A 26,304-nucleotide genomic window follows, 5' to 3' on the forward strand; every position below is an offset into this window, starting at 1 on the left:
GTAAGTTTATTTTTAAATGATGGTTTTGCTTCAGCTATTTAAAAACGCTTCTTCAAAATCTTCTGCAGCAAGAGGCTTGCTAAACAAGTATCCCTGCATGTGATTACAGCCATTTTCCATTAAAAACGCTTTTTGATATTCTTCTTCTACACCTTCTGCGATTACCTCCAGCTTTAAGCTTTGAGATAAGCTGATAATCGCCTGGGCAATTTCACTGTTGCTGTAATCTTCTTGAATATCCTGGATAAAAGACCGGTCGATTTTCAAACAATCGATTGGTAATTTTTTTAAATAACTCAACGAAGAATATCCGGTTCCAAAATCATCGATAGAAATTGATATACCATATTTCTTTAACAGATGTAAAGCTTTAATCGTTTCTTCCGCGTTCATAAGCAGTGTACTTTCTGTAATTTCCATTTCAAACCAAGCGGGATCAAATCTATGCAGCGAAAGAAAGTGTTTAATTTCATTAACCAAAACAACCGGATCTTGAAATTGCCGCGGGGAAAAATTGACCGCCAGTGTCATTTTTTCGTCTGAGACCTTATTCCATTCGCTGACTTGAGAACAAGCTTTCTTCATCACAACTTCCCATAAGTATTGAATCAAACCAGCTTCTTCTGCTATAGGGATAAACGCTTCTGGAGAAACAAATCCAAGCTCTGCGTCATTCCAGCGAACTAATGCTTCTACGCCGGTGATTACATTGCGATGCGCTTCTATTTTCGGCTGATAGTAAACGTCAATGTCCCCTTTTTGAATTGCTTTTCGCAAGCGCGTTTCGATGTGAACTTTTTCAGCTTGTTTTTGATTTAACGAATCATGATAAATACTTACTTTGCTGCCGCCTTGTCTTTTTGAAGCATACATGGCGACATCTGCATACGTAATAAGCGTGTCCAAATTCGTAGAGTGCTCCGGATAAAAGCTTAACCCGCTGCTGATACTGACGAAAACTTCATCATTGTCAATGTAGCAGGGCTGTTGAACATACGCCATGATCTTCTCGGTAATACCTTCAACTTCTTCCGGTGTAAAATCGCTGAATAAAATAACAAACTCGTCTCCTCCTTGCCTTGTAAGAAAATTGTTAGCAGGAGGCAGACACTCTTTAATACGGTTGGCTATCAGCTGTATAAGCTGATCTCCTTTTGAATGCCCTAGCGTATCATTAATATCTTTAAACCGGTCTATATCCATAAATAACACGGCTACGTGACGAATGGACTTTTCCTTCGACTCAATTAAGCGCCTGTTTAATTCTTCTTTAAAATATCTTCTGTTTGGCAATCCTGTCAAAAAGTCGTGGTAGGCATGATACTCACTTTCTTCCTGACTTTTCTTTAAATCGTCTACATATGTTTTTAAAAAGTGAGAAAGGTGATTGATGTTTGCTACAAGTCCTCCCAGCTCATCTTTTCTTCTTGTATTCAGCACCTTGCCGAAATTACCTTTAGCGATTTGGTTCACGTGCTCCATAATATGTTTAATCGGCCGCGTAATGGATGTAGAGAAGATAAAGCTTATAATAAGGACAATAAAGATAAACGGAAGAGACAATAATAAATGTTTAATTAATTCTTGCTGCAGTTCTTTTTCAATAAGTCCGTAGTCATACACTACGCCTATTACATAAGCTGGAGTGTTTTTTTCTTTAATCGGTACCAATGTCTTTAATACTTTTTTATGGTTAATTTCAGCAAGATAGCTTTGTGATTTTCCCGTTTTTAAGACCTCTTGTATGGATTTTTTATCCCGTTCGGTATTTCGGTACGTGTATGTTCCGTACCAAATCGGCTGATCTTTTATTTTAATATATTTATTGCCGTTTAAGTATACGTTTTGATTTCTTTTCCCAAAATTTTTGGGGTTAAAAACGGTTAGTTCAAGAACGCCTTCCAGATTTTCTGTGAAGCGGTTCATCACGTTCGTAGGACCGAACCTTTTTTCAAAATCCAGTACGTGCCGATCACGGAAATAAGGATCAATAATATAATTAGTAGACCCGTCGTAATAATAGCCCCACTTGTCAATGTGATTAGGGTTGCTGGAGGCTACTTCAATCGGACCGCTCCAAAAGTGAGGTAGAGTCACTCCTTTTTTGGTAGTAATCGTCTGCTGAGAAAGCAGCTGCCGAAAAGATGTATACCAATAGCCCCACTCTTTTGTAGACATATTGATTTCCTTAGGATCAGAAGATTTTACGCCTATAATATCATCTCCCGCAGGAGCTAATAATGTAATGTGAGATATCATCAGTTTTTTAGCCAGTCGCTTTAACTGGTCATTGCTGACGTCATGGTAATCAGCAGGCAAAGAATCCTGAATCGCAATCGAAGCCGTTCTTAATTCTTGTGCCATTCGATTTTCCATATAGGAAGCACTATTTTTTGAGTTTTCGACTTCGTACGCAATTTCCTCTGTTACCAGCGTGATTTCTTTTTTGTTAAATTCTATTAATCTATTTTTTGATCGAATGTAGTGCAAGGTATTATTCGCTAGTAGAATACACAATACCAGCAAAGTAAAGAATACGGATAACTTTTTCTTTATCGACACTAGTTGGCTGCCTCCTGTTTAAAGAACGGATCCGACAGTTTTAACACCTGCCTATATGCTCTAGCTTTACATCGGATACTATTCTTCAATTTCCACAAAAAAAAGAATGAACTCATACAAAAAACCAACCGCTTTGGTTGGCTCTATTCTTAACTAATCATAAAACATATTCAATAAATACTTTTATTTACATGGGTAGAACAAATTTGTATTACTATAATATTTTAACTTCTTTTTTCAAAATATCAATGCGTAAAATTTAACTTTCTTTATCCCTGCTGCTACTCCTTAAACTTCTTCAACATTCGATGATACCAATAGATTCCCACTCCCGTTAGTAAAATAATCGTTCCCCACTGATGCGGTAAAAACTTCAGCAGCCATATGGACATTATAATAGTCGCTACTGTTAAGTTACTCAGCCACTGTTCTCGGCTTAGCTTTTTCTTATTCACGATCACCGCCACATAACCAATGGGTGGCGCAAAAAAACACAGAAGCATCAGAAATTTTTCTGAACGGTACCAAGGCTGTTTTTTCATTTTTCCTCACTTTTTCGATTTAAAATAAACTGATAGCCAAACGTCACAATAATTCCTGTCCAAAACATCGAGAGCGACGATACTAACTCAGCACCATTATAGGAGTACATTATTACGTTCACAAACAGCAACAATAAAAGTATATAAAAATCTGCCGACACAGCTTTATTCCAATTTTGATGCTCACGTTTAGAAGCATCCTTAAAAAACTTCATCGAAACTCTCCTTTTACATCTCATACATCACTTGTCCATTTAGGGGTTCTATCTTTATGTTAGCATATTGGGTAGTTTTGGAAAATAAATAAAGGAAATTTCATGAAAAATCCACGACCAACAACAATAGAACTAAAAAAAGATAATAAATGTAAATAAATAATTCTTTTTAACTATTATTCCGCACACAAAACGTCCATATTAGTATACAATAATCTCAAAATATGTTTTTTAAGGAGATAAAAGGATGACAGCAACTCATAATCAGCTAACAAACGCTTTTCACCGTACACCACACGATCAAAACACATTTCATTTTCTTGATGAAAAAGTAACGCTTCTTGTATCAGGTGAAGACACAAACGGAGCTTATGCCGTGGCACACGTAGTGAAACCAGCAAACCAAGGTCCCCCGCTTCACCTTCACGAACATGAAGACGAAACGTTTTATATAAAGCGCGGCTCAATGATTTTTTACATAGGAGAAGAAATAATTGAAGCAAAAGCGGGCGATTATGTTTTTGCTCCTAAAGGTATTCAGCACCGCTTTGTGACCGGACCAGAAGAAACGGAATTTATCCTTACTGCTTCTCCTGCAGGCTTTGATTCATTCGTTAAAGAACTCGGTACTTCGGTTCCCGAAAATGCTCCTCTGCCGCAAGTGGGACCACCTACTGAAGAAGAAATTATCAGTTTAGTTACCGTCTCTAAAAAATACGGCATTACCTATCCTGAAATTGAAAAAGAAATGAATAAAAAATAAATCAATACATAGAGATCTGCTCTTTACCGGGCAGATCTTTTTTCTATTTTGATTCCGATTTGGTTATGGAATAATTTAACACACCCTTGTCCACACTATACTTATCTGTTTTTTCATAGATACGTACCATTTTTATAGATAGGAGGAAAGCCAATTGAACGCAGAAAGCAAGCGTTTGACTTCAACTGAAATAACGAGTCTATGCGCGCAGTACCACCAGGATACGCTGGCGATTTGTGTAGCGAAACATGTTCTTGCAACGGTAACGGATGCCGAGATTCGGTCGCTGTTTGCCTTTTCGCTAGAGTTATCAAAAAAGCATATTGAGCTGCTTACTGCCATTTTTCATGCTGAACATTTTCCGCTGCCGAACGGATTTACAGATGAAGATGTGGACTTGCACGCACCTCCGCTTTTTACAGACTCGTTTTGGCTGAAATATCTTCACGACATGACGATTCATGGCTTGTCAGGGTACGGCATTTCGTTTAGCGTGTCGATTCGCCGAGATATTCGAGATTATTATCATCAGTGTAATTTAGATGCGATGGAAATCTACAATCGGTCGCTCGATTTGCTTTTAGCAAAAAATCTTTATGTGCCAGCTCCTTATTTTTTAACCCCGAAAAAGCAAGAGTCGATCACAGATTTGTCTTACGCTCTTGATTTTGTCGGAAAGCAGCGTCTTTTAAACGCAAATGAAGCCGGTAATATTTATTTTAACTTACGCAAAAGCATGGCAACTAAAGCGCTTTTGATTGCCTTTAAACAAGTGAGCAAACGAAAAGATGTGAAAAAAGTAATGGAGACCGGTCTTGATGTGGCCCACAAGCATATTGAGCTTTATTCTTCCATTATGCACGAAGAAAACCTTCATACGCCTCCGCTTTTGGATAATGAAATCACAACCTCTACGCACGCGCCTTTTTCAGAAAAGCTGATGACGTTTCACGCAGGCGCAATGTTTAAAGTAGCCATTACTTATTACGCAACGGCAATGACCACCAGCATGAGGCTTGATATTGTCGGGCACTGTGAAGCGTGTATTTTACGAGACTTAAAAGTAGCGGGGCGCTGCAGCGAAGTGATGATTAAAAACGGCTGGATTGAAAAGCCGCCTGAAGCAAGCGATCGTAAGCAAATGTAAGTTTTTTCATAGCAGCTCTTGACCTGAAACGCGTTTCATACTTTATGCTGTATTTATTCCCATTAGCCGGCGTGACACGAACGGTGGCGTTACGGCTGATATGTTATCCATAAAAAAATCCGGTATGTTCACCGGATTTTTTGTATGCTTACATATTCATTTCTTTTTTATACGCCACGTACGAATACAGATAAGGAATCGCCACGCACAGAACGATACTCCCCCACATGATAACTGACTTGTATCCATCAGGTAAAAAAGCGCTAATAAGAATTAACAGTCCGCCGATAAAAAAGATCTTTCCAGATAAACGATGCGTCTTTTTCCATACGTTTTCATTGCTCAATGTCCACGGTGTACGAATGCCCATAAAATAGTTCGAGCGCACGCGCTGCAAGTAGTTTCCGATAATAATAAAAACGAGTCCAGCCATAATTGGAGCAATGTACGACATCGGCACGTTATAGCCAAGCCCCTGTAAAATAGTGCTCATATTTACAAAAAAGAATAATAGCAGTACGGCGTTTAACAGGATGTTATACGTTTTTGAAAAGTACTTATAATTTTCTTTGCGCGGGTCAATTCGCGGAACAAATGCGATGATAAAATAAATAAGTACCATGATTCCTACTGTTAAGATCATTGCATTGATCTTCGTTGCAAATCCGTCTGCTTCTCCATTTGCTCCCCAGTGAATGGGCATCGTAGCTGGAAGATGCGGCAGTGCAATCAGCCATGCAACCAGTGTTAAAAGGGTAATACCTAAAGGAAATACGTGTTTGTTCATTTAATTCTCTCCTTTCTGAAAGCTGAAAAACCAGCCGATTAAATCTTGAAAAACGGTTGTATTTAACGAATAAATCACAAACTGCCCTCTTTTTTCATCTTGAACGAGGTCCGCTTGCTTCAAGATTTTTAAATGATTTGAGATGCTTGGTTTGGTCATATTAAAATACTCGGAAATTTCTCCTGCGGTTAAATCCCGCTCTTTTAGCAGCTCTAAAATCTTTCTGCGAGTAGGATCCGCTAAGGCTTTAAACGTTTCATTCAATTGAAGTTCATCTCCATCACATTTAAGTATTTAGATAATTATCTAAATATTAAACTATAAAGTATAATATGTCAATATTTTGAAAAGAGAACACTGCATTTGACTCATTTTTTTGTTACTTCAAAGCAGTCCATGCATACAAACTGCGCTTCTTGATGTAAAAAAGCTTTAATTTCAGTCATCCCTCTTCTACTTGGATACTTCATTCGCATCCATACTTCTTCATTCGGCTGAATTTCTTTTTGACAAACGGAACATCGCTCTTTTATTCCAAACATACTATCCCTCCATCTCTTTGTATAACTATACGTTTTACTAGCCAAAAGGTTTCATAAAAAAGAGGCTAGGACGTAATCAAATCAATTCCAGCTAAAGACAAGCAAATTGAGAGAATGAGCTACAAACATGAAATCTACGGTCAATCTACTAATAAAAAAATCCGAACGATTCATCGTTCGGATTTTTTTTACCTAACATACTTATGTTCTAGCCTCTTTTAAACATTATAGCGGCGTTACGTTTTCCTGCTGTTTTTGCTGTATTCTCTGTTTTTTCGATTTTCTGAAATGAAGCAGTTCATATACAACCGGAATAACTACGAGCGTAAGAAGAGTCGCAACGGCCAATCCTCCGATTACAACGACTGCTAGACTTTGAGAAACGAGGCTTCCGCTTTCGCTTTGTTTAAATAAAAGCGGCAGCATCGCACAAATCGTAGCAGCAGACGTCATAACAATTGGACGCATACGCGTAGCGGCTGCTTCGACAATCGCATCGCGCATAATCATTTTCTTTTCATTTTGCTTCACGCGGTCCAATAGTACAATGGCATTCGTTACAACAATACCAATCAGCATCAGTGCTCCAAGTAAAGCCGTTACGTCTACTGGAATGCGGCTAATTAATAATCCTAAAACGGCACCGATTGCTGCAAGCGGAAGCGAAAATAAAATCGCAAACGGTGTGCGGATTGTTTTGAACGTAATCACCATTATTAAGAACACAATGCCAATTGACACAAGCATTGTAATGAACAAGTCAGAGAAGTCTTCTCCTTGCTGAGTGCTTGCTCCTCCAATTACAACGTCAACATCTTTTGAAATCGACAGCCCTTTATTCTTACCGTCTCCAAAAATTGTTGTTTGAATGTCTTTATTAATTTCTGAAAGCTTTTCTGGATTGACATCCGCTGTTACTTGAATATATGGGTCTCCATTTTTATGAAACTGATTGGTTGGCTTTTCAGCTTGCGTTAGTGAAGCCACTTTTGAAACAGGGGACGGTCCTGTCTCTGTCATAATAGAAATATCTTTTAACTCTTTTGGTGATGTTGGATTTAAGACAGATTCAAGAAGTACATTTGCTTGTTTTCCTTCTAAATCTATCGCTCCAATTGGCGTGTTGTTCAGCATAACGCCAAGCTGCTGCGCTACTTGCTGCGTATTCGCTTTTGTTGGATCTACGTCTAGAGAGTAAATCGTTTTCTTTTCGTCTTGATTCGTAGAAACTTTGTCTACTCCTTTTATATCGCTGATTTCTTTCTTAATGCTGCTTGCCGTTTTTTCTAACTTGTTCATGTCGTTTCCAATTACATCAACGGTAATGGAAGTAGTGGAAGCTCCCATTAGTGAAGCAGCACTTACGCTAAGATCCCCTCCGTCATAAAGTTTCTTTTGATTTTGGATTCGTTTCATTAGCGAATCAGTGTTTCCACTGTCTTTTACGATAATCGTATACGTAGCTTCAGTAGGCGAACCAACGTCTCCCCACTTGGCTCCCTCGGCCGTATTACCAAGCTGCATATATACCTCTTTTACTTCTTTTTGAGCTAAAATATAGCGTTCAAGCTGCAGTGATTTTTCTTCTACGGTTTTAATTGGCGTGTTGTTTGGATAGCTTAACGTTGTGCCTACAAAGTCAGATGAAGAGTTATCAACCGCTCCTTTAGGCATCATTGTGTACGCGCCAATAGATCCGACAAATAAAAGCAGCGAAAGCAGCAGTACAACCCATTTATGATTAAGCGACCACGTAATGACCTTTGTAAAACGAACCGGCTGCTTGTGCTTGCGAAGTTTTTCATTTTTTAATAATCCCGCACTCATTAACGGTACAACCGTAAGTGCCACAATTAATGAAGACAGCAGTGAATACGTCAGCGTTAGAGCAAACGGAAGCATAAAGTCCTGAAGCCCTCCGTTTACAAGGCCGATTGGTAAAAAGACAGCGACTGTCGTTAACGTAGAAGCGGTAATAGCAGAGCCCACTTCTTTTGTCGCATCAATAATCAGCCCAAGCGAAAACTCTTCCTTTTGCATTTTCCGGAAGATGTTTTCAATAACAACGATACTATCATCTACCAACCTACCAATCGCTACCGCTACTCCTCCAAGCGTTAAAATATTAAGCGTGACGCCTGATTTAGACAGTAAGAACAGCGTAAAGCAAAGCGATAACGGAATGGATACAATTGTAATAAACGTAGAACGAACGCTGCGTAAAAACAGCATAATTACAATAGTCGCAAAAAGTGCGCCTAGCAACACTTCTTTCATCATTGAATGAACAGAGTTTTGTACGCTGTCTCCTGTTGCAAAAAATACAGAAGCGTGCACATTGTTATAGTCTTTGCTAATTTGCTGAGACAGTTTTTTTACTTCTTTTGTAATGCTAACGGCGTTTGAGTGACTGTCTTTTGTCACAATAAGTAAAAGTGCATCTTTTCCGTTAATATGCGTCACGACGCCTTCAGGCTTTTTCACCTCTACTTTTGCAAGGTCCCCTAGCGTTACATTCGGTGCAACCGGCAGCTTTTTCACTTTATCCAAGCTGTCAATTTTACCAGTTACGTTGATGTTGCTCGACTTGTTATTAATGACTTTTTCTCCAACTGCAAGCGACGTGTTTTTTCCTTCTAACACGCTGATGACTTTATCAATAGTCACGTTCTTTTGTGACAATTTTTTATTATCAACTTTAATAGACACGTAGGAATCCGTTGTTCCATACGTTTGAACACTCGCAATGCCTTTAACGTCTTTATATTTAGGGATCAGTTTTTTCTCTGCAAGATCCAGATTGTCTCTTGTTAATCCTTCTTTAAATGTGAGTGAAATATCTGCGATGGGAATCATAGAGGTATTTAATTGAATAACGTTAGGCTTTGATACGCTGGCTGGAAGCTGCACCGAAGACAGCGCTTCTTGGACGTTTGTTTTTGCTTCTTTCATATCCGTTTTGGATTCAAATGAAATATCGATTTTGGAATAGCCGTCTCCCGTCGTCGAATACACGTTGCTTTTTCCTTTAACACCGGCTACCGCTTCTTCAATCGGTGACGTCACTTGTTTCTCCATGGAGTCCGCATCCGTTCCTTGCCCCATAACCACTACTGACACTTGAGGCTGATCAGCGGTCGGCAGGAATTCCATTGGAAGTGTAAAATAACTAATGACTCCTAAAGCTAAAATTAAAATAGACATAATGGTGATAGCCGCTTTATTTTTGAACGACCATTTGGTGAGCCATGACATGAAATATCCCCTTTCACTTTTTCGTACAAACTCAGTCAAACATTTCTAAAATATGCTAAATAACCACTAAATTATACCTAATATCTCTTACCATTTAAAGACTTATTTTTGTAAAAAGTCCCATTATTTGAACAAAATCGTTTATGTGTATGCGTTTGATTATATAAACAGCTCCTTTACAGCACAAAAAAAGACGCCGATACCCGGCGTCCCACATGTAGTAAGTGAAAGAAGAAGAAGAATATGCCTACGATTTCTCAGGCAATTCTATGACCTTATTTGGTTTCTTCCCGTTTTTTTATGAAATAAACATATTTAGCATAAATTCCCTCAACTAGCAGCTCGGCTGTGCTTTGCTTCCGTATCGTTTTGAATTTTTAAGGAAGTTAATAACGCCACGATGCTTCCGGCAAAGCCAAATAAAAACAAGTGATGAATGCCCGCCATAAAGCTTTCGCCTGAAGTCAGCAAAGCACCCATAATGGTAACGCCGATTGCTGTTCCCATGTTTCTGCAAAACATAAAAAATGACGTTGAAATACCTCTTTCATGTCCGCCTACTAATTGCTGTACACCAATGACGCCAACCGTAGAAAGCAGTCCAAACGATAGTCCTTGTACAATCATGACGCAAAACACATAAAAGAAACCGTGACTTTCATTTAGCATAAGCAGCAGTGTTCCTGAGCCGACCAGCAGCACATTTCCAATTAACAATAGCTTTCTGTAGCCGTGTTTTAAAATCCATTTACCCGCCGGCACGGACACAGACATCCATCCAACAGCTGTTCCTAACAGCGCAACTCCGCTCATAAACAGTGACAGATGCGCTACTCGCTGTAAAAATAACGGAATGTAGCTTGACGTGCCGAATAAAGCCACTGTCCCAATAAACGCATTGATATTAATCCATGACAGCGTTTTGTTTTGGAACATAGACAGCGGTACAATCGGAGAAGCATGTTTTCGTTCATGGAGATAAAAAATCACTAATAAAATAAGTCCCGCTACTGCATACACAACTCGGTTTTGTTCCACTACCGTAACGAGCAGCAGCGACGTAACGCCCGCTCCAAACAAAATGGCACCGATGTAATCGACTTTTGCTCTTTTCGGCTCATAGCTTTCTTGATACGGCATTAACGCTAGAAACGAGACGATACATACCGGTAAATTAATAAAGAAAATCCATCTCCACGTTAAATAATCCACAAAAAAAGCGCCTAAAAGCGGAGCTAACACAGCTGATAATCCCCACATCGTTGTAAAGAGCGCCTGAATTTTCCCTCGTTTCTCTACAGGAAATAAGTCTCCGGCAATAATAGCGGGAAAGGCCACCATAAACCCGGCTCCTATTCCTTGAACCGCACGGAAAAGAACAAGCTGAATCATCGTATTCGCCACGCCGCAAAGCATCGAACCAATTAAAAAAGCAATAATTCCAAACCCAAATACTTTTTTGCGGCCAAATAAATCCGATAATCTCCCCGCTACCGGAGATAAAATCGTGCTTGCAATCATGTACGAAGCAAACGACCACGCGTACAAATCAAACCTTCCAAGCTCTTTTGCAATAACGGGCATCGTCGTATTCATTATCGTTGAATCAAGCGAAGCCACTAGCATTGCCAGCACAATACTAACCATTACGGACGTTCTGCTTTTCATGTAACAATCTCCTTATCTCTATAATCTGAGCGTCTAGTGTACTCCTCCTTGCCGTTTGTTGTCTATACTTATGCATACAAAATGCTAAAAAGCTTCTCACTTTACTATGAGAAGCTTTTTAGCTGCTTATTCACATATCTTCTTGGACCTTTTCTTGATCAGACAGTGCTTTGTTTCGAGCCATAACCGCAAATCCAGCCATTATAATGATGCTGCTTGAAATTCCGTATAGAATTGGCGTAGTAGAAGAAAGTCCTTCAATCAATAGACCTCCAAGTACTACTAGCGTACTAACAACAATCGCTGAAACTCCTGCTTTTGGATGAATGTCTTTCCAGAATAGGGACACAACAAACGGAACAAAAATCGCTCCTGATAAAATGGCATACGCAACGTCTAGCGCAACAAGCACGTCTTGAATCCAAAGAGCAAAAATAATAGCAAGCACGCCGACAATAAGCGTATTTACACGCGTTAAAATTAAATAATTTTTCTCTGAAATATTTTTAAGCCACACTTTTTTTATAATATCGTTACTAATCAGCGTAGAAGACGCAAGCAGCGTTCCTGAAGCAGTTGACATCAGCGCCGAACAAACGCCTGCCAGTACGAGACCTAGTAACCCTTGAGGCAGAATTTGAACTGCAAGCGTCGCAAATATGCTTTGACTGCTTTCTGCGTTTGGCAGCAGCAAATATGCACACATTCCAATTACACTTCCGGCAATCGCGTAGGCAATGCTGTACACGCCTGCAAAAATGGAGCCGTTTCGGGCGATTTTTTCTGTTCGCGCCGTAAATACCCGCTGCCAAATATCTTGAGATACTGCCATACCAAGCGTATATAGAAGGAAATACTGAAAGATTTGACCGTATCCAATCGATGAAAAATCAAAATAAGATGATGGCAAATCTCCGGTAAGCGCTTTGAGACCCCCTGCTTCTGATACGCTCATTGGAAGCATAAATCCAAAAATCGCCACCGTCATCACAACAAACTGAATAATATCAGTGACCGTTACGCTCCACATTCCGCCTAAAATCGTGTAGAACAAAACAATCGAACCGCCAATTAACATTGATGCGGTCATGTTCCAGCCAAGCAACGCATGAATGATCGTTCCCATTCCAATCACTTGAGTGACTGATACCATGAGTGTATAAATAGCGGCAACAACCGCACTGATTATTTGCGCTTGAGCGTTATATCTTTTTCCCAGCAGCTCACTGATAGTGGTCACTTTCAAAGACGAAATCCGCTTGATGAAAATCGTGCCAAGCGTAATGATTCCAAGTCCAATCATCGTCACGAACCAAATGCCAGACAGCCCGTGCTCGTAGCCAAGCTGAGCCGTTCCAATCGTTGACGCTCCTCCTAGAATAACGGCAGACAAACATCCTAAATACATGAACATCCCTAAGTTTCGCCCGGCTAAAATAAAATCTTCTGATGACTTTGCTTTTAACGAGCCAATGATACCAGCTACAACCAATACGCCAAAATAGACAAACATAACCGTCATATCCAGTCCGTTCATAACAGATTCCTCCTTATTATGGGTCAATCTATCTTTCATTGAAACAAAGAGCTTTCTAAAGCTTTAGATCACGTGAAGACTTGTGATTTCTGTCAATGCTTCGTCTAACACGCGAAGCCCGGCATCAATTTCTTCTTTTGTAATCGTTAAAGGAGGAATCATTCGAATTACTTCTCCGCTATTTCCGCAAAGGTAAAACAGCACCCCTTTTTCCAAACATTTGTCTAAAATCTCAAGAAGAAGGCTTCCGTCACCTTGCTTTGTTTTCGGATTAATAATTTCAATTCCAATCATTAGTCCTACTGAACGAATACTTCCGATCACTTCATGCTTCGCTTTTAAATGCTGAAGCTGATCCGCTGCATATTTCCCCATTTCTTTTGAGTTTTCAATCAGCTTTTCTTCTTTTAGTACGTCCAATGTCGCAAGCGCTGCTGAACAAGCGATTGGATTGCCTCCAAAAGTGGTTCCGTGTGTACCAATCGGCCACTTTTCCATTAGCTGTTTGGAAGCTACGGTAGCACTTAACGGAAGTCCTGATGCTATGCCTTTTGCGATTGCCATAATGTCAGGCGTCACGTCAAACGTCTGAGCTGCAAACCACTCGCCGGTGCGTCCAAAGCCAGTTTGCACTTCGTCAAAAATAAGCAGAATGCCGTGTCTGTCACACACTTCTCTTATTTTTTGCAGCCAGGCTTTCGGAGGGATCACGTAGCCGCCTTCTCCAAGAACCGGCTCTACAATCATGCATGCTACTTCTTCCGGCGTTACTTGATGCTTAAACAAAGTGTCAAAATCTTTTTCCAGCTTTTCCACGCAGTAGATTTCCGGATCTTCTCCTTTTGGACACTGAATCACGTCTGCATAAGGCACTTGATACGTTAAGCCCGATGGCTGAAGAAATTTCCGGTATTTGCTTTTTGATGTTGTCACACTAAGCGCTCCGAGAGAACGACCGTGAAAGCAGCCCGTAAACGAAACTGTATAAGGTCTTTGCGTAACGTACTTTGCCAGTTTTAACGCTCCTTCAATTGCTTCAGTGCCGCTGTTGGCAAAGAAAAAGCAGTCCAATCCTCTTGGCAATACTGTTTTTAATTCTTCAGCAAGCTGTAAAATAGATTCATACATAATCACACCTGACGGGCCGTGCATAAGATGATCAACGCTTTCTTTAATCGCTTGTACAACTTTAGGGTGACGATGACCTGTATTAGCTGTTGCAATGCCTGATGTAAAATCTAAATACGTTTTTCCGTCAGCTCCGTAGTAGTAGCAGCCCTCTGCTTTTACCACGGGTAAATTAGGGTGATCTTTGGCCATGCTTGGTGCTAGTAAATCTGGTAAACTGTTCATTAACTGTGTAAGTGATGCCTGCGTCATCTGACTTCCTCCTCGCAATCTATCAAGTAATGTGTTTGTACTTGTTTTACATGCAAAGAGCGTGCCAAAGACGTTAAAAAACGGAATGTTTTTTTAATTTTCTAACAACTGAAGGCTGACTGATTCCAAGTGCTTCCCCTATTTCCGTTGTCGTTTTATACTGTTTTTTTGCTTTTATTAATATCTCTTTTTCCAGCTCGTTTAACGCGTCGTTAAGCTTCATTTCCCCAGGTTCTTCAACGTGTTGAATCCGTTTTTTTCTATGCAGAGAATGCGGCAAATGCTCCATTGTAATCAGCGTTTGTGAAGACACAACCACGGCGTGTTCAATCACATTAATTAACTCTCGTACGTTTCCTTTCCATTCATGTGCAAGCAGTGCGTGAATAACCGCATTATCAAACGTTCTTTTTCGGTTGTATTTCTTTTCAAACTGCCCGGCAAAATGTGTGAGCAGCGGAAAAATATCTTCAGGGCGCTCGTTCAAAGATGGAATGGTAATCGGTACAACGCTTAAACGAAAATATAAATCTTCTCGAAATTCTTTTTCAGCAACGGCTTTTTCTAAATCTTTGTTCGTCGCTGCAATTAAGCGAAAGTCCACGGTTTTAGGCTTTCTTCCTCCAACGGAATAAAACTGTTTTTCTTGAATGAGCTTTAAAATTTTTACTTGATGCGCCGGTGACAGTTCTCCCACTTCATCTAAAAAAAGCGTACCACCATCTGCTAATTCGACCAGTCCCACCTTTCCATTTTTAGATGCACCGGTAAAAGCACCCGCTTCGTAGCCAAACAGTTCGGCCTCAAATAAATGATCTGGAATGGCCCCGCAGTTCACTTCAATAAACGGCCCTTTGCTTCTTGTACTTTTGTTATGTATCAGCTTGGCTAAGTGCGTTTTTCCTACTCCTGACTGCCCTAAAAGTAAAATATTTACGTCTACATTCGAAACGTGAACAGCCGTACGAAGAACGTGCTGCATCTTTTCGCTGTTGCATACAATTCCTTCTGTTGATAGATTTTGATTCCGCAGCAGCATAAGCTCGCTCTTTACACGCTGCATTTCGCCTTCCATCGCATCAAGATATGTTTTCATTTCCATAAGCTCCGTCACATCATGAGAATAGCTGACGATTCTTTTAATCTCTCCTTTTTCATCTTTTACTGGAATGCCCGTGACGAGTACCTGCTTGCCTTGTTTAGTTGTTTGTACAAGCGTAATTTTCTTCTTTGTTTCAAGCACAATTGGGGTAACGATTGGCGTAAACAACCCTTGTTTTTCAAGTTCATAAACGGATTTCCCCAGCAGTTTTTCAGCTTTTACATCGTAAATATTTCCCGTTCCTTCATGTATTCGGACAATGATGCCTTTTTCATCCGTCACAAGCAAATCATCTTTTAATGAATGAAGGATCCACTGATTTTCATTCCATTCTGAATTCATGTATGCTCCCCTCTTTCTATTCATTTTTGAATAAAATACAATTCGTTTTTGAATAACAGCATTTATTTTTGAATAATCAATTTATTATATCACGAGGGCTTCTTTTTATTTTGAAACAGCAATTGAAATGAAGTTAAAAATGCATTAATATATTTTTATGAAGTTATAACTTCTTTTTTTTAGGAGGCTATATGAATCCATCATTTCAAGAATTAATTAAACATAAATACCCTGACCTTTCTCGCGGTCAAAAAAAAGTAGCGGAGTTTCTCGTCAATTTTACGGAAAAAGGCTCGCTGTACACGGCTGGGCAAATTGGCAAAGAAGCAGGTGTCAGTGAAACAACCGTTATTCGTCTAGCTTACGCACTGGGATTAAATGGTTTTTCCGATTTACAGGAGCTAATGCGAAAAGAATGGCTTTCTTCTGCCGAATCAAAAGAATCAGCTAGCAAGCCTGCAGCTGATTCTGCAGCGGAAGAAAAGAAACCTTTTAGTGAATGGCTTTCCCCTGTTGACGAAAAGGAATTATCTCAAGCTGCAGATGCGCTTATCAAAAGTGATCAAGTGTATATTGCAGGTTTCCGCGAATCTCATACGGCAGCTTACTGGCTGTATTATAAAATGAATCAGCTTCGCAATCATGTTCTTTTATCTTTTCCAACAGGATTTTTGCTTGAAACGCTATGCAATCTCACAAGCGCATCAACGGTTGTTGTATTTTCACTGCCGCGCTATACAAAAGAAGCGCTCGAAGTAGCTCAGCAGGCTAAAAAACAAGGAGCGAAAGTAATTGCCATTACAGACCGCCGGCTGTCTCCGGTAGGTCAAGTCGCTGATATCACACTTTTAGCCGGAACAACCGAACATATTTTATCGCTTCTTGCCCTATCTCAAATTGTCATTAGCAGCATGCAAAAAAGAGATGAAAAAACGGCTGGAAAACGACAAGAACACTTGGAAAAGCTCTATGCCGAGCAAGGCATCTTTTTAGAATAGATAATAGAAAGGAAGTAAACAAATGACTGAAGCCTTAACAATTCGCTCACTCACAACAACCGCTGAACTAGAAGACGTACGCGCATTAGAAAGCCGCGTCTGGGGAGAAGAAGAAGCAACGCCAGTTCATCAAACCTTAACCGCTGTTAAAAACGGAGGTCTTGTTCTCGGTGCGTTTCTAAATGAAAAGCTGATTGGCTTTCAATATAGTTTTCCAGGGTTTGACGGAAATTGCGTCTATTTATGTTCTCATATACTAGCAGTTGACCCTGCCTACCGCAGCATGGGTATCGGAGCTAAGCTTAAGCACGCGCAGCGGCAAGAAAGTAAAAAAAAGGGTTATTCATATATTAGCTGGACGTATGATCCTCTAGAAAGCGCCAATGGGTATTTAAATATTGGAAAGCTTGGAGCCGTTTGTTCTACGTATATTGAAAACTGCTACGGAGACATGAACGATCCGTTAAATGCTGATTTGCCTTCTGATCGATTCGTTGTGGAATGGGCATCCACAGAGGATACAAAACGAACTCAGCCTCTTTATACGCCAGATCAAATAATGGACGCATCGCTCATTCAATGGACGTTAACGGATCAAGGGGTTCCTTCTGTTACAGATATTGATGAAAGATGGTTGGATCATGACATCGTGTCTGTAGCTATTCCATCTGCGTTTCAGCAAATGAAAGAAGTCTCTCCTTCTCTAGCATTAGACTGGCGTATGCGTACAAGACGCGTATTTCAAACGTGTTTTGCAAAAGGATTCCAAGTAACAGACTTTATGAAGTATCCAGAAAGCAGCGCACCCGTTCATTTTTATATTTTAACGAAAAAAGAGGTGCAAAAATGAAGATCAAACGCGTTATTTTACGTCATTTAAAAATGGATTTACTTCATCCGTTTACGACAAGCCTTGGAAAAGAAGTGGATCGAGATTTTATTTTAGTACAAATTCAAGACGAAGACGGACGATCCGGCTGGGCTGAATCCGTAGCGTGCGCGGATCCTTTTTATAAAGAAGAAACGCTCAAAACAAACTGGCACATTATGGAGGATTTTTTAATTCCTTTGCTTCAACAGAAAGAAATTCAGCATCCTGACGAAGTATCTGAATGCTTTGCTCATATTCGCGGCAATTACATGGCAAAAGCGGCGTTAGAAGGCGCAGTTTGGGATTTGTATGCGCGCAGGCAAAACCTCTCTCTATCTAAAGCGCTAGGAGGCAGTAAAAGTCAAATTGAAGTTGGTCTCAGCGTTGGCATTCAGCCTACGATTGACGAAACGCTTTGCAAAATTGAAGCCGGATTAAATGAAGGATATAAGCGGATCAAAATTAAAATTAAGCCGGGCTGGGATCTTAACTTGACGCGCGCGGTTCGAAACGAGTTCCCTTCTATTCCGCTGATGGTTGATGCGAACTCTGCTTATACGCTTGCAGATGCTGATCACCTTGCTCAGCTTGATGAGTTTGATTTAATGATGATTGAACAGCCGTTGGCTCATGATGATTTAATTGATCACGCTGAACTGCAGGCCCGCATGCGCACGCCCATTTGCTTAGATGAAAGCATTCATTCAGCTGAAGACGTTCGAAAAGCTATTAAACTTGGAAGCACACAAATTATTAACATTAAAATTGGACGAGTAGGCGGACTAACAGAAGCAAAAAAAATTCATGACCTTTGTCAAACTCACGGTGTGCCCGTATGGTGCGGTGGCATGCTGGAATCAGGTATCGGACGAGCACATAATATTGCCATTACCACACTTGTTAATTTTACGCTTCCCGGAGATACGGCCGCATCATCTAAATACTGGCCGCGTGATATCGTTCACCCGGAAATCACGGTAGACAACGGCATTATTTCCGTTCCTGATACACCAGGCATCGGCTACGAACCTGATCACGATCAGATAAAAGCGCTAACTTTACACGAAAAAGTCTATACTTGCTAATCTTGAACAGGCTGGACCAAAAGTATGTCAGCTGAAGGAAAATCCGAACGATGAATGGTTCGGATTTTTTTATTGATATGGTGAGCGTAGGTTTCATGTATATAGCAGCTTCTATCTGTGCAAGACGAAGACTCCTGCGGGACAAGCAGAAAGAAAAGGCTGGCATGGAAATCAACCACAATATAAAAAGCAATGCCTACTAGCTCCTTTATCCAATTGATTTTTCTTTAGATTGGATGGATTTAGTTATGTCCCAGCCTCTTTTTCATAGACTCCTCTCCCGAGATGACACGTGCCTTGGCAAGATAAACAAACATATTAGCAAAAATGGTCTTATGCACAATCCTTCTAGTAATAAATGAATATAAATAGAGTGTAAGGGACATGCAAGGGTATATTCATTACAAATTTTAGAAGAAAGGAGCATACTGATGAATATTGAAATTGGAATTGCCATTTTCGTGTTTACAATGACAATGCTCGTCATTTTTTGGAGGCCAAACGGCATCAACGAAGCATGGCCGGCAGCCATAGGAGCAGCCATTATCCTGCTTACAGGGATTGTATCCAAATCAGACATTGTTGATATTTTCGGAAAGATAAGCGGCGCTTCTATCACCATTATTGCCACCATTGTCATGGCCGTCATATTAGAAAGTTTCGGATTCTTCCACTGGGCAGCTGCACGGCTAGTGAGTTTATCCAAAGGCTCAGGGTACCGATTATATTGGTACATTCAACTGCTTTGCTTTTTAATGACTTTACTATTTAATAATGACGGCAGTATTTTAATTACCACTCCAATTTTAATTCTACTTTTGAAAAACCTTCAGCTAAAACCCCACCAGCAGATCCCCTACCTTTTAAGTGGAGCGCTTATTGCTACCGCTTCCAGCGCGCCTATAGGTGTAAGTAATATTGTCAATTTGATTGCCTTAAAAATTGTTCATATGTCGCTTTATATGCACACTGCGATGATGTTTGTACCGGCGACACTTGGTTTATTATTTATGTCTTGGCTCATGTATACGGTCTTAAAACGCCATTTGCCAAAAAAACTGCCGCATGCTTCAAAAGATATAGAAGAGAGTTTCTTTACGAAACAGTTTCACCCCTTAAAAGGAAGCATTTCTGTTGAAACAAAACGTAAACGCACGCAATTTATGCTGAAAGTTTTATTATTTGTGTTTGTTATGCGCTGTCTCCTATTTGTCGCCTCTTATTTCGGCATACCAATCGAATTGGTTGCTGTACTGGGCTCACTGATCTTACTCATTTGGAGATGGTATCACTTACGTACAAACCCGATTGATATTTTAAAGAAAACGCCGTGGCACATTTTCGTTTTTGCATTTTCAATGTACGTTATTATTTACGGATTGCATAACGTAGGATTGACGGAACTACTTGTAAAAATTTGCGAACCAATTGTGAATCGAGGGCTTTTTGAAGCAAGCTTTATCATGGGAGGACTTGTTTCCATTCTCTCTAACTTGTTTAACAATCACCCTGCCTTAATGGTCGGAACCATTACCTTGACTGAAATGGGGCTCGATCCTATTACTCTTAAAACTATTTACCTTGCTAATATTATTGGAAGTGATATGGGCTCGCTTTTATTACCGATTGGAACACTGGCCTCTCTTATTTGGATGCATATTTTAAAAGAAAATCATATCAAGGTAAAATGGAAAGATTATTTAAAAGTATCACTTATCGTTATCCCGCTTACCACCATCGTTACGCTTTTCCTCCTATTCTACTGGGTTCAGCTCATTTTTTCTTAATACTGATTTACAGGACGGATTGTACTCTTTTGAAGCTTACAGTCCGTCAGAAATAAACAAATGTCTCTCATAAAAACTCACTTTTTTTCTATTGTTTTTTTATAGATACACATTCACCCAATAAAAACATTTTTTTACATTCACTAATTATTTAGAACAATTTAAAAAGAAAATCAATAAATATATTGAATCGAATTTCCTTCATGTGATAAGATATGGTTATATTGTTACTTTAACAATACATAGAGCGAATGAATTAGAAAATATGCAGTTGCATAGAACTTTCTAAACCCCACACGCAACATTTAGAGAGTGACATTCATTTTCTCAGTAACACCCATACCTTTCTGAAAAGAGTGAGTACATTAGACTTGCTCTTTTTGTCTGTTAAGTGATAAGGTTCATTTCTTATGTAAGGCCTTCGTTTACAATAAGACAACAAAAAACAGGTAACTAAGCATGCCGCTTCTTACCTGTTTTTATATGCTAAAATGATAAAATCAAATTCTATCGCGCGAACGCTCTTTACGAAATTGATTTTAATTCTTCAATTAATTGAAAAAATTTCTCTTTGTTTCTTTCTTCTAATGTTTGATCGACTTCACGTAAAATTTGATCTCTTCTAAAATCTCGGATAGCCTTATTTAATACCATTTTAGCAAATATAGAATCGAGGATATCCATACGGATGGGCTGCGAGTCTGTCGGGTGCTTTTCGATATAAATCAACTCCTATCCTTTCCTCTATTATAACAAATTCTAGCAATGTATCAAAATTTCATTGAGATATGCGCTGTTGTGCAACGGCTTCGTATTCTGATTCTAGTTCTTGAAGCGTAAGCTCGTATAGCTGCTTATTTCCTTTTTTATAAACCCCTGCATCCAGCAATAAATCAATCATTGATGTTTTTTTACATTGTATGTGAGAGTAAGCTTGTTTTGTCATCGTTACACCGCCTATTTTACACTTAAAAATGAAATGATTTCTCTATCTTTCACGACCTTTCTTTATCATACGGCCCGTCCTTTAGCTTACTGTGAAGAAAATATTAAATTTATGTAATAATGCATAAAAAGAGGCCGGGACATAACTAAATGAATCCAACCTAAAGACGAACAAATGAGATACATGAGCTGAACCGCTTATGACACCGCCGTTGATTTCCATGCAAGGCTTCGCCTTGCCCTTCAATCAACAGCTGGAAGGACGAAACAGATGAAGCTGTATTCACCATAAAAAAAACGAACCACTCATCAAACTAGTTGATCAATGGTTCGTTTTTCACTTGGGCTAAAATACTTTTGTCCCAGCCTATTAGTTCTTCTATTAAAAATCAAAATTGTCCGGATCTGGACCTACTCGGTGATTTTGATTTAATCCATCAATTTTGCTTACATCTTCAGCATCCAATTCAAAATCAAACACAGATGAATTTTCAACAATACGGTGCTCTTTTGTTGATTTTGGAATCGTTACAACTCCGTTTTGCAGATCCCATCGCAGAATGATTTGAGCAACTGATTTACCGTGTTTTTCAGCAATTTCTTTTAACACATCGTTATCTAGCAATTCTCCTTGCATAAGCGGAGACCATGCTTCTAGCTGAATATCGTGCTTTTGACAAAAAGCATGCAGCTCTTTTTGCGTCAAACGAGGATGATACTCAACTTGGTTAATAACAGGCTTAACGTCTGTATCTTTCATTAAGTCTTCTAAATGATGAATTTGAAAATTACTTACACCTACAGCTCTTACTTTTTCTTCTTTATAAAGCGTTTCTAATGCTTTCCACGCTGCTTTATACTTACCTTCTACCGGCCAGTGAATTAAGTATAGATCCAAATATTCTAAGCCAAGCTTTTGTAAGCTTGTTTCGTAAGCAGCCAGCGTCTCTTCATAGCCTAAATCTGCGTTCCAAACTTTTGATGTAACAAAAATGTCTTCGCGTGAAAGACCTGCTTCTTTTAGACCTTGGCGAATTCCTTCCCCTACACCTTCTTCGTTTCCATAAATAGCTGCCGTATCGATGCTGCGGTAGCCTTTGACGATAGCTGTTTTCACCGCGTTCACTAATTCAGGCCCTTCTTCTACTTTAAATACACCTAATCCAAACCACGGCATTTTGACTCCGTTGTGAAGTGTTACTGTATCTTGCAAATGATTACTCATTATAAAAAACCCCCTGCTAATTTCTTTACATTTGTTATTATGAAACAGAAAAAAAGAAAAAGATAGAACCCACTTTAAAGTAAGTTAGGCACTTCAAAGTTCTAAGGTAACTTTTTAGTAACCTTCTATCCCACTTAAAAATCCCTAAAAAAAGAATCCTCCGCAGAGAATTCTTTTTTGTTTTTATTTAACGTTTATATTGACTGCTGAACTTGTATTTCCAGCGGCATCTTTTGCCGTCACAGCCAGCTTTACGCCTGCTTTTTGTTTTGGAATAGTGACTTTAAACTGTCCTTTGCTATCTGCTTTGCCCGATGCGATCAGCTTTGTACCGCTTTTAATCGTAATCACGGCATTCGCTTCCGTTTTTCCAGAGATAAAGGTGGACAAAGACGTAACGGCATTCACTGCCGGAGGTGCCGGCGGGGTTGTGTCTTGCACTTTTACAATTTTATACGGGCTGTATCCTACTTTATTTTGCAGCACAGCCGTCACTTCTGTTCCTGCTTTTTGAGCAGGAATTTTCACGCTGAACTTGCCGTTTCCATCAATTTTTCCACTCGCAATAATTTTTCCGCCTACTTTAATATAAATAGACGCATTTTTTTCTCCTGTTCCCGTTACCGCTGTACTTTTTTCAGTAAGCGTATTAACGGTTGGAAGCGCTGGTTTTGTCTGCGCGGCACTAACTGTTACAAACGTGTTGGAGCTGTAGTTATTAGCTGCATCTTTTGCAATAACAGCTAATTTTGTAGCAGCAGGCTGCTTTGGAATGGTGATGCTGAACGTTCCATCCGATTTTGCATTTCCTTTGCCAATTACTTTTTTGTCAATTTTCACATGCACTTCTGCTTCTGCTCCCGCTTCTGTGCTTCCTGTTACGACTGTATCTTGATTGCTTACAGCGTTTACTTTTGGTGTAACGGGTGCTGTTTTATCCTGCACGATTACGGTTACAGCTGGACTTACCCCCGCTGTGTTTCCAGCCGTTACAGACAGTTTGCTTCCTGCTTTTTGTTTTGCAATCGAGATGCTGTATGTTCCTTTAGCATCCGCTTTACCAGCTGCAAGCTGAAGACTTCCGTTTTTAATGATAACCGTCGCGTTTGCTTCTGCTGTACCCGTAACGGCTGTACTTCGATCACTCACTTCATTAACTGTCGGTTTTACCGGAGCTTTTTGCTTTGCTGTAACGGTTATAGTCGATACAGTACTGCTATTTCCTGCGGCATCTTTTGCTTGTACGCTTAGCTTTGTATTCGCTTTTTGCAGAGAAATGGCAACAGAAAACGCTCCGTTTGCACCTGCTTTAGTCGTTCCCACAGTTGTTGTTCCCACTTTTACAGTAACCGTCGCATTTGCTTCTGCTGTACCTGTAACTTTTGTATCTTGATCACTTACTGCGTTTACTTTTGGCGCAGCTGGTGCCGTTTTATCCTGTACGGTTACCGCAATGGCTGAACTTGTTCCACCTGCATTTTGAGCCGTTACAGACAGCGTGCTTCCTGCTTTTTGTTTTGCAATTGAGATGCTGTAATTTCCTTTGGCATCTGCATTGCCTGCTGCAAGCTGAAGACTTCCGTTTTTAACGATGACCGTCGCATTTGCTTCAGCCGTTCCTTTAAGCATTGTGTCTTGATCACTTACTGCATTTACTTTTGGTGCAAGCGGTGCTTTTAACGTAGATTTAACCGCAAAAGAAGGAGCTTGACTTTCGTTTCCTGCTTTATCTTTTGCACTTACCGCTATTGTTGTTCCACCTATTTGTACTGGAATTGAAACAGTAAATGTACCGTTACCATCCGCTACTGCAGAGAACGTTGCATCGCCTGCTTTTACCGTCACGGCGGCGTTTGCTTCTGTTACGCCTGTTACGGTCGTATCTTGGTCACTTACTTCATTTACAATTGGAACAGAAGGCGGCGTTTGATTGGTTACGGTCACTACTGTGGCCGTGCTTTCATTTTCAGCTGCATCTTTAGACGTTACCGATACTTTTGTATCTGCTGGCTGCTTAGCAATCGTAATTGCAAATTTTCCAGCTTCGTCAGCAAGACCCGTTCCAATTACTTCATTTTCCACTTTTGCAATAACAGAAGCATTTGGTTCTGTCACGCCCGTAAGCGATGTTTGGTTGTCTCCTAGTGCATTAACTGAAGGTACATCAGGCGCAACCGTATCTTTCGGTGGTTCTTGCTCCTGCTCTTTTCGCGGATATTTAGTTGTATAAAAACTTAAAAGAGTAGTGGTTGGATAATAAAAATCTAAAATTTCACGATAGTCTTTTCCTATGCTTGCCATTTTTTGAGCACCGTATTGACTCATTCCAACACCGTGTCCATTTCCTTTACCATTAAAGGTTGTTGATGTGCTTGTTTCATTTGTTTCCGTTACAAGCAGACTAAGCATCGCACGGCTGTTTAACATCGATTTTAGCTTCGTCGATGTTAAATCTGTTAATTCCAAATGATGAACCACTAGTTTTTGCGAGCTGTCTACATCTCCTTTAACGAGGTAGTCCACCGTAATTGCACCTTTAGTCACACGGCCTCCTGATGAAGGAGCATAAAAACTCACCTTTGGAATAGACGTAATTTTAATCGTTTTACCAGGATGCTTATTGGCTACTAGCCATGACTTCAAATTATCCGTAACGGTTTTATCTTTTTCAGAAACCGTATTCCACCAAGCGCTATAGTTAGCTAAATCTTTTCCTGTTAAATCAATTTGCGTTTTTTGAATAGCTAACGTCCACGGCGTCTGCTTATCGTATGGATCTTCTTTCACCGGGAAATAAGAAAGCTGAGTTCCTCCCCAGGCATTGCTGTTTGATTCGGTTCTTCCGCCGTTGCTTGATGAGAACACGGCGTTGATTAATTTATTGTTGTAGGTGACTACTTGTCCGAATGTCTGATCTACTGCTTGGTTTGTGCTGTCGTACCACGTATAGCCACCGTACACTTGATAGCTTACCGTGTCATTGATTACTTTTCCTGCATAGCTCATTGCGTATGTTCTTGCTGCTACTGCCTGAGTTTTTAAGGCTTGCAGATTCCAAGATGTATAGACTTCATTTGGCACAACGCCTTTTAAATAGTCTTCAATCGGGAGCGTATTAACAGGTCTGACGTACGTTCCTTTTTCATTTGTAAACGCAACGTCCCCTAAGTACTGTCTGCCGTTAATAGATACGGGATTTTTATAAAGAGACGGTGTAATTTCAAAGCTTGTAAAATCACCTAAGACAGTGCTTCCTTGTTTTAAAGTGACACCTTGAGTTGTTGCTGTTACCGTATACTCTGTATTTGCATTTAAGACCAAATCCGAGTTTTTAATAGTGTATAAATAAGACGGCTTAATTGTAATTGCATGATGATCTCCTAAATAGTTTACTAATTTTACAGACACAACTGGTTCTACCGTTTCAGCTTTCACGCTAGCAAGCGGCGTGAATTGAAACAGCAGTACGCTTAGTACTAAAGCTAATGCCGTTAACTTTCTCATCTTGTTCCCCCATTTTCATGTACTGTCTAACGCATTTTAATATCACT

The 26,304-nt window shown here is 39.8% G+C and carries 21 protein-coding genes; 6 read left to right on the plus strand and 15 right to left on the minus strand.

All coding sequences use genetic code 11. The features are described from left to right. Positions 1-30: 30 nt before the first annotated feature. The 3 genes from POF52_RS09480 to POF52_RS09490 all read right to left on the minus strand — a co-directional run bounded on the left by POF52_RS09480 (position 31) and on the right by POF52_RS09490 (position 3,319). A complete protein-coding gene (locus POF52_RS09480; protein ID WP_271992117.1) occupies positions 31-2,562 on the minus strand; it encodes an EAL domain-containing protein in 2,532 nt (843 codons plus the stop codon). Positions 2,563-2,843: 281 nt separating this feature from the next. Further along, on the minus strand, positions 2,844-3,104 hold the full coding sequence (locus POF52_RS09485; RefSeq protein WP_271992119.1) for a hypothetical protein: 261 nt from the start codon (positions 3,102-3,104) through the stop codon (positions 2,844-2,846). Further along, positions 3,101-3,319, minus strand: coding sequence for a hypothetical protein (locus tag POF52_RS09490; RefSeq protein WP_176583992.1), 219 nt, complete (start codon positions 3,317-3,319; stop codon positions 3,101-3,103). The genes POF52_RS09485 and POF52_RS09490 overlap by 4 nt, the downstream gene beginning before the upstream one ends. Before the next feature lie 247 nt (positions 3,320-3,566). On the opposite strand from POF52_RS09490, the gene POF52_RS09495 reads away from it, so the two are divergent. Continuing rightward, on the plus strand, positions 3,567-4,082 hold the full coding sequence (locus POF52_RS09495) for a cupin domain-containing protein (protein WP_271992122.1): 516 nt from the start codon (positions 3,567-3,569) through the stop codon (positions 4,080-4,082). Between the two features lie 154 nt (positions 4,083-4,236). Then, positions 4,237-5,229: a DUF3231 family protein gene (locus tag POF52_RS09500; protein WP_271992124.1), complete on the plus strand. Its 993-nt coding sequence runs from the start codon at positions 4,237-4,239 to the stop codon at positions 5,227-5,229. A gap of 148 nt (positions 5,230-5,377) precedes the next feature. On the opposite strand, the gene POF52_RS09505 is transcribed toward POF52_RS09500, so the two are convergent. The 8 genes from POF52_RS09505 to POF52_RS09540 form a co-directional block, all read right to left on the minus strand. Then, positions 5,378-6,016, minus strand: a complete 639-nt coding sequence (locus tag POF52_RS09505) for an SdpI family protein (protein ID WP_271992125.1) — start codon at positions 6,014-6,016, stop codon at positions 5,378-5,380. After that, on the minus strand, positions 6,017-6,280 hold the full coding sequence (locus POF52_RS09510; RefSeq protein ID WP_013055788.1) for an autorepressor SdpR family transcription factor: 264 nt from the start codon (positions 6,278-6,280) through the stop codon (positions 6,017-6,019). It lies immediately after the preceding gene. A gap of 104 nt (positions 6,281-6,384) precedes the next feature. Next, positions 6,385-6,558, minus strand: a complete 174-nt coding sequence (locus POF52_RS09515) for a Fe3+ hydroxamate ABC transporter substrate-binding protein (protein WP_271992129.1) — start codon at positions 6,556-6,558, stop codon at positions 6,385-6,387. A 225-nt stretch (positions 6,559-6,783) separates the two neighbouring features. Beyond that, positions 6,784-9,813 (minus strand): efflux RND transporter permease subunit, encoded by a 3,030-nt coding sequence (locus POF52_RS09520; RefSeq protein WP_271992131.1) that lies wholly within the window; start codon positions 9,811-9,813, stop codon positions 6,784-6,786. Positions 9,814-10,143: 330 nt separating this feature from the next. Further along, the gene (locus POF52_RS09525) at positions 10,144-11,481 is read right to left on the minus strand and encodes an MFS transporter (RefSeq protein ID WP_271992133.1); all 1,338 of its coding nucleotides are present in this window, start codon (positions 11,479-11,481) and stop codon (positions 10,144-10,146) included. 130 nt (positions 11,482-11,611) lie between these two features. Next, a complete protein-coding gene (locus POF52_RS09530) occupies positions 11,612-13,018 on the minus strand; it encodes a sodium:solute symporter (protein ID WP_271992135.1) in 1,407 nt (468 codons plus the stop codon). Between the two features lie 63 nt (positions 13,019-13,081). Then, on the minus strand, positions 13,082-14,398 hold the full coding sequence (locus tag POF52_RS09535) for an aspartate aminotransferase family protein (RefSeq protein ID WP_176583999.1): 1,317 nt from the start codon (positions 14,396-14,398) through the stop codon (positions 13,082-13,084). A 73-nt stretch (positions 14,399-14,471) separates the two neighbouring features. Further along, entirely contained in the window at positions 14,472-15,842 is a 1,371-nt protein-coding gene (locus POF52_RS09540; protein WP_255323366.1) for a sigma-54 interaction domain-containing protein, read from the minus strand. 191 nt (positions 15,843-16,033) lie between these two features. On the opposite strand from POF52_RS09540, the gene POF52_RS09545 reads away from it, so the two are divergent. From POF52_RS09545 to POF52_RS09560, 4 genes are all read left to right on the plus strand, one after another. Then, positions 16,034-16,840, plus strand: a complete 807-nt coding sequence (locus tag POF52_RS09545; protein WP_271992139.1) for a MurR/RpiR family transcriptional regulator — start codon at positions 16,034-16,036, stop codon at positions 16,838-16,840. Positions 16,841-16,862: 22 nt separating this feature from the next. Next, positions 16,863-17,690 carry a GNAT family N-acetyltransferase gene (locus tag POF52_RS09550; protein ID WP_271992141.1) on the plus strand — a complete coding sequence of 276 codons (828 nt, stop codon included), beginning with the start codon at positions 16,863-16,865 and terminating at the stop codon, positions 17,688-17,690. Further along, the gene (menC, locus tag POF52_RS09555) at positions 17,687-18,796 is read left to right on the plus strand and encodes an o-succinylbenzoate synthase (RefSeq protein ID WP_271992143.1); all 1,110 of its coding nucleotides are present in this window, start codon (positions 17,687-17,689) and stop codon (positions 18,794-18,796) included. Before POF52_RS09550 ends, menC begins: the two co-directional genes overlap by 4 nt. Before the next feature lie 431 nt (positions 18,797-19,227). After that, on the plus strand, positions 19,228-20,583 hold the full coding sequence (locus tag POF52_RS09560; RefSeq protein WP_013082068.1) for an arsenic transporter: 1,356 nt from the start codon (positions 19,228-19,230) through the stop codon (positions 20,581-20,583). 525 nt (positions 20,584-21,108) lie between these two features. Here the strand turns inward: POF52_RS09560 and POF52_RS09565 are convergent. From POF52_RS09565 to POF52_RS09580, 4 genes are all read right to left on the minus strand, one after another. Beyond that, entirely contained in the window at positions 21,109-21,312 is a 204-nt protein-coding gene (locus POF52_RS09565; protein WP_016766443.1) for an IDEAL domain-containing protein, read from the minus strand. A gap of 49 nt (positions 21,313-21,361) precedes the next feature. Beyond that, positions 21,362-21,529: a Fur-regulated basic protein FbpA gene (locus tag POF52_RS09570; protein WP_016766442.1), complete on the minus strand. Its 168-nt coding sequence runs from the start codon at positions 21,527-21,529 to the stop codon at positions 21,362-21,364. 381 nt (positions 21,530-21,910) lie between these two features. Further along, positions 21,911-22,753: an aldo/keto reductase gene (locus tag POF52_RS09575; RefSeq protein WP_016766441.1), complete on the minus strand. Its 843-nt coding sequence runs from the start codon at positions 22,751-22,753 to the stop codon at positions 21,911-21,913. Between the two features lie 183 nt (positions 22,754-22,936). After that, positions 22,937-26,257 carry an Ig-like domain-containing protein gene (locus POF52_RS09580; RefSeq protein WP_271992149.1) on the minus strand — a complete coding sequence of 1,107 codons (3,321 nt, stop codon included), beginning with the start codon at positions 26,255-26,257 and terminating at the stop codon, positions 22,937-22,939. Positions 26,258-26,304 lie beyond the last annotated feature (47 nt).

It is taken from the genome of Priestia sp. AB, assembly GCF_028369225.1.
Lineage (GTDB): Bacteria > Bacillota > Bacilli > Bacillales > Bacillaceae_H > Priestia > Priestia megaterium.

Coding starts and splice junctions, on each gene's coding strand:
- POF52_RS09580 (WP_271992149.1), bottom strand. CDS start 26,257: ATGAGAAAGTTAACGGCATTAGCTTTAGTACTAAGCGTACTGCTGTTT.
- POF52_RS09535 (WP_176583999.1), bottom strand. CDS start 14,398: ATGACGCAGGCATCACTTACACAGTTAATGAACAGTTTACCAGATTTA.
- POF52_RS09515 (WP_271992129.1), bottom strand. CDS start 6,558: ATGTTTGGAATAAAAGAGCGATGTTCCGTTTGTCAAAAAGAAATTCAG.
- menC (WP_271992143.1), top strand. CDS start 17,687: ATGAAGATCAAACGCGTTATTTTACGTCATTTAAAAATGGATTTACTT.
- POF52_RS09530 (WP_271992135.1), bottom strand. CDS start 13,018: ATGAACGGACTGGATATGACGGTTATGTTTGTCTATTTTGGCGTATTG.
- POF52_RS09485 (WP_271992119.1), bottom strand. CDS start 3,104: ATGAAAAAACAGCCTTGGTACCGTTCAGAAAAATTTCTGATGCTTCTG.
- POF52_RS09550 (WP_271992141.1), top strand. CDS start 16,863: ATGACTGAAGCCTTAACAATTCGCTCACTCACAACAACCGCTGAACTA.
- POF52_RS09525 (WP_271992133.1), bottom strand. CDS start 11,481: ATGAAAAGCAGAACGTCCGTAATGGTTAGTATTGTGCTGGCAATGCTA.
- POF52_RS09540 (WP_255323366.1), bottom strand. CDS start 15,842: ATGAATTCAGAATGGAATGAAAATCAGTGGATCCTTCATTCATTAAAA.
- POF52_RS09545 (WP_271992139.1), top strand. CDS start 16,034: ATGAATCCATCATTTCAAGAATTAATTAAACATAAATACCCTGACCTT.
- POF52_RS09520 (WP_271992131.1), bottom strand. CDS start 9,813: ATGTCATGGCTCACCAAATGGTCGTTCAAAAATAAAGCGGCTATCACC.
- POF52_RS09505 (WP_271992125.1), bottom strand. CDS start 6,016: ATGAACAAACACGTATTTCCTTTAGGTATTACCCTTTTAACACTGGTT.
- POF52_RS09495 (WP_271992122.1), top strand. CDS start 3,567: ATGACAGCAACTCATAATCAGCTAACAAACGCTTTTCACCGTACACCA.
- POF52_RS09575 (WP_016766441.1), bottom strand. CDS start 22,753: ATGAGTAATCATTTGCAAGATACAGTAACACTTCACAACGGAGTCAAA.
- POF52_RS09570 (WP_016766442.1), bottom strand. CDS start 21,529: ATGACAAAACAAGCTTACTCTCACATACAATGTAAAAAAACATCAATG.
- POF52_RS09560 (WP_013082068.1), top strand. CDS start 19,228: ATGAATATTGAAATTGGAATTGCCATTTTCGTGTTTACAATGACAATG.
- POF52_RS09490 (WP_176583992.1), bottom strand. CDS start 3,319: ATGAAGTTTTTTAAGGATGCTTCTAAACGTGAGCATCAAAATTGGAAT.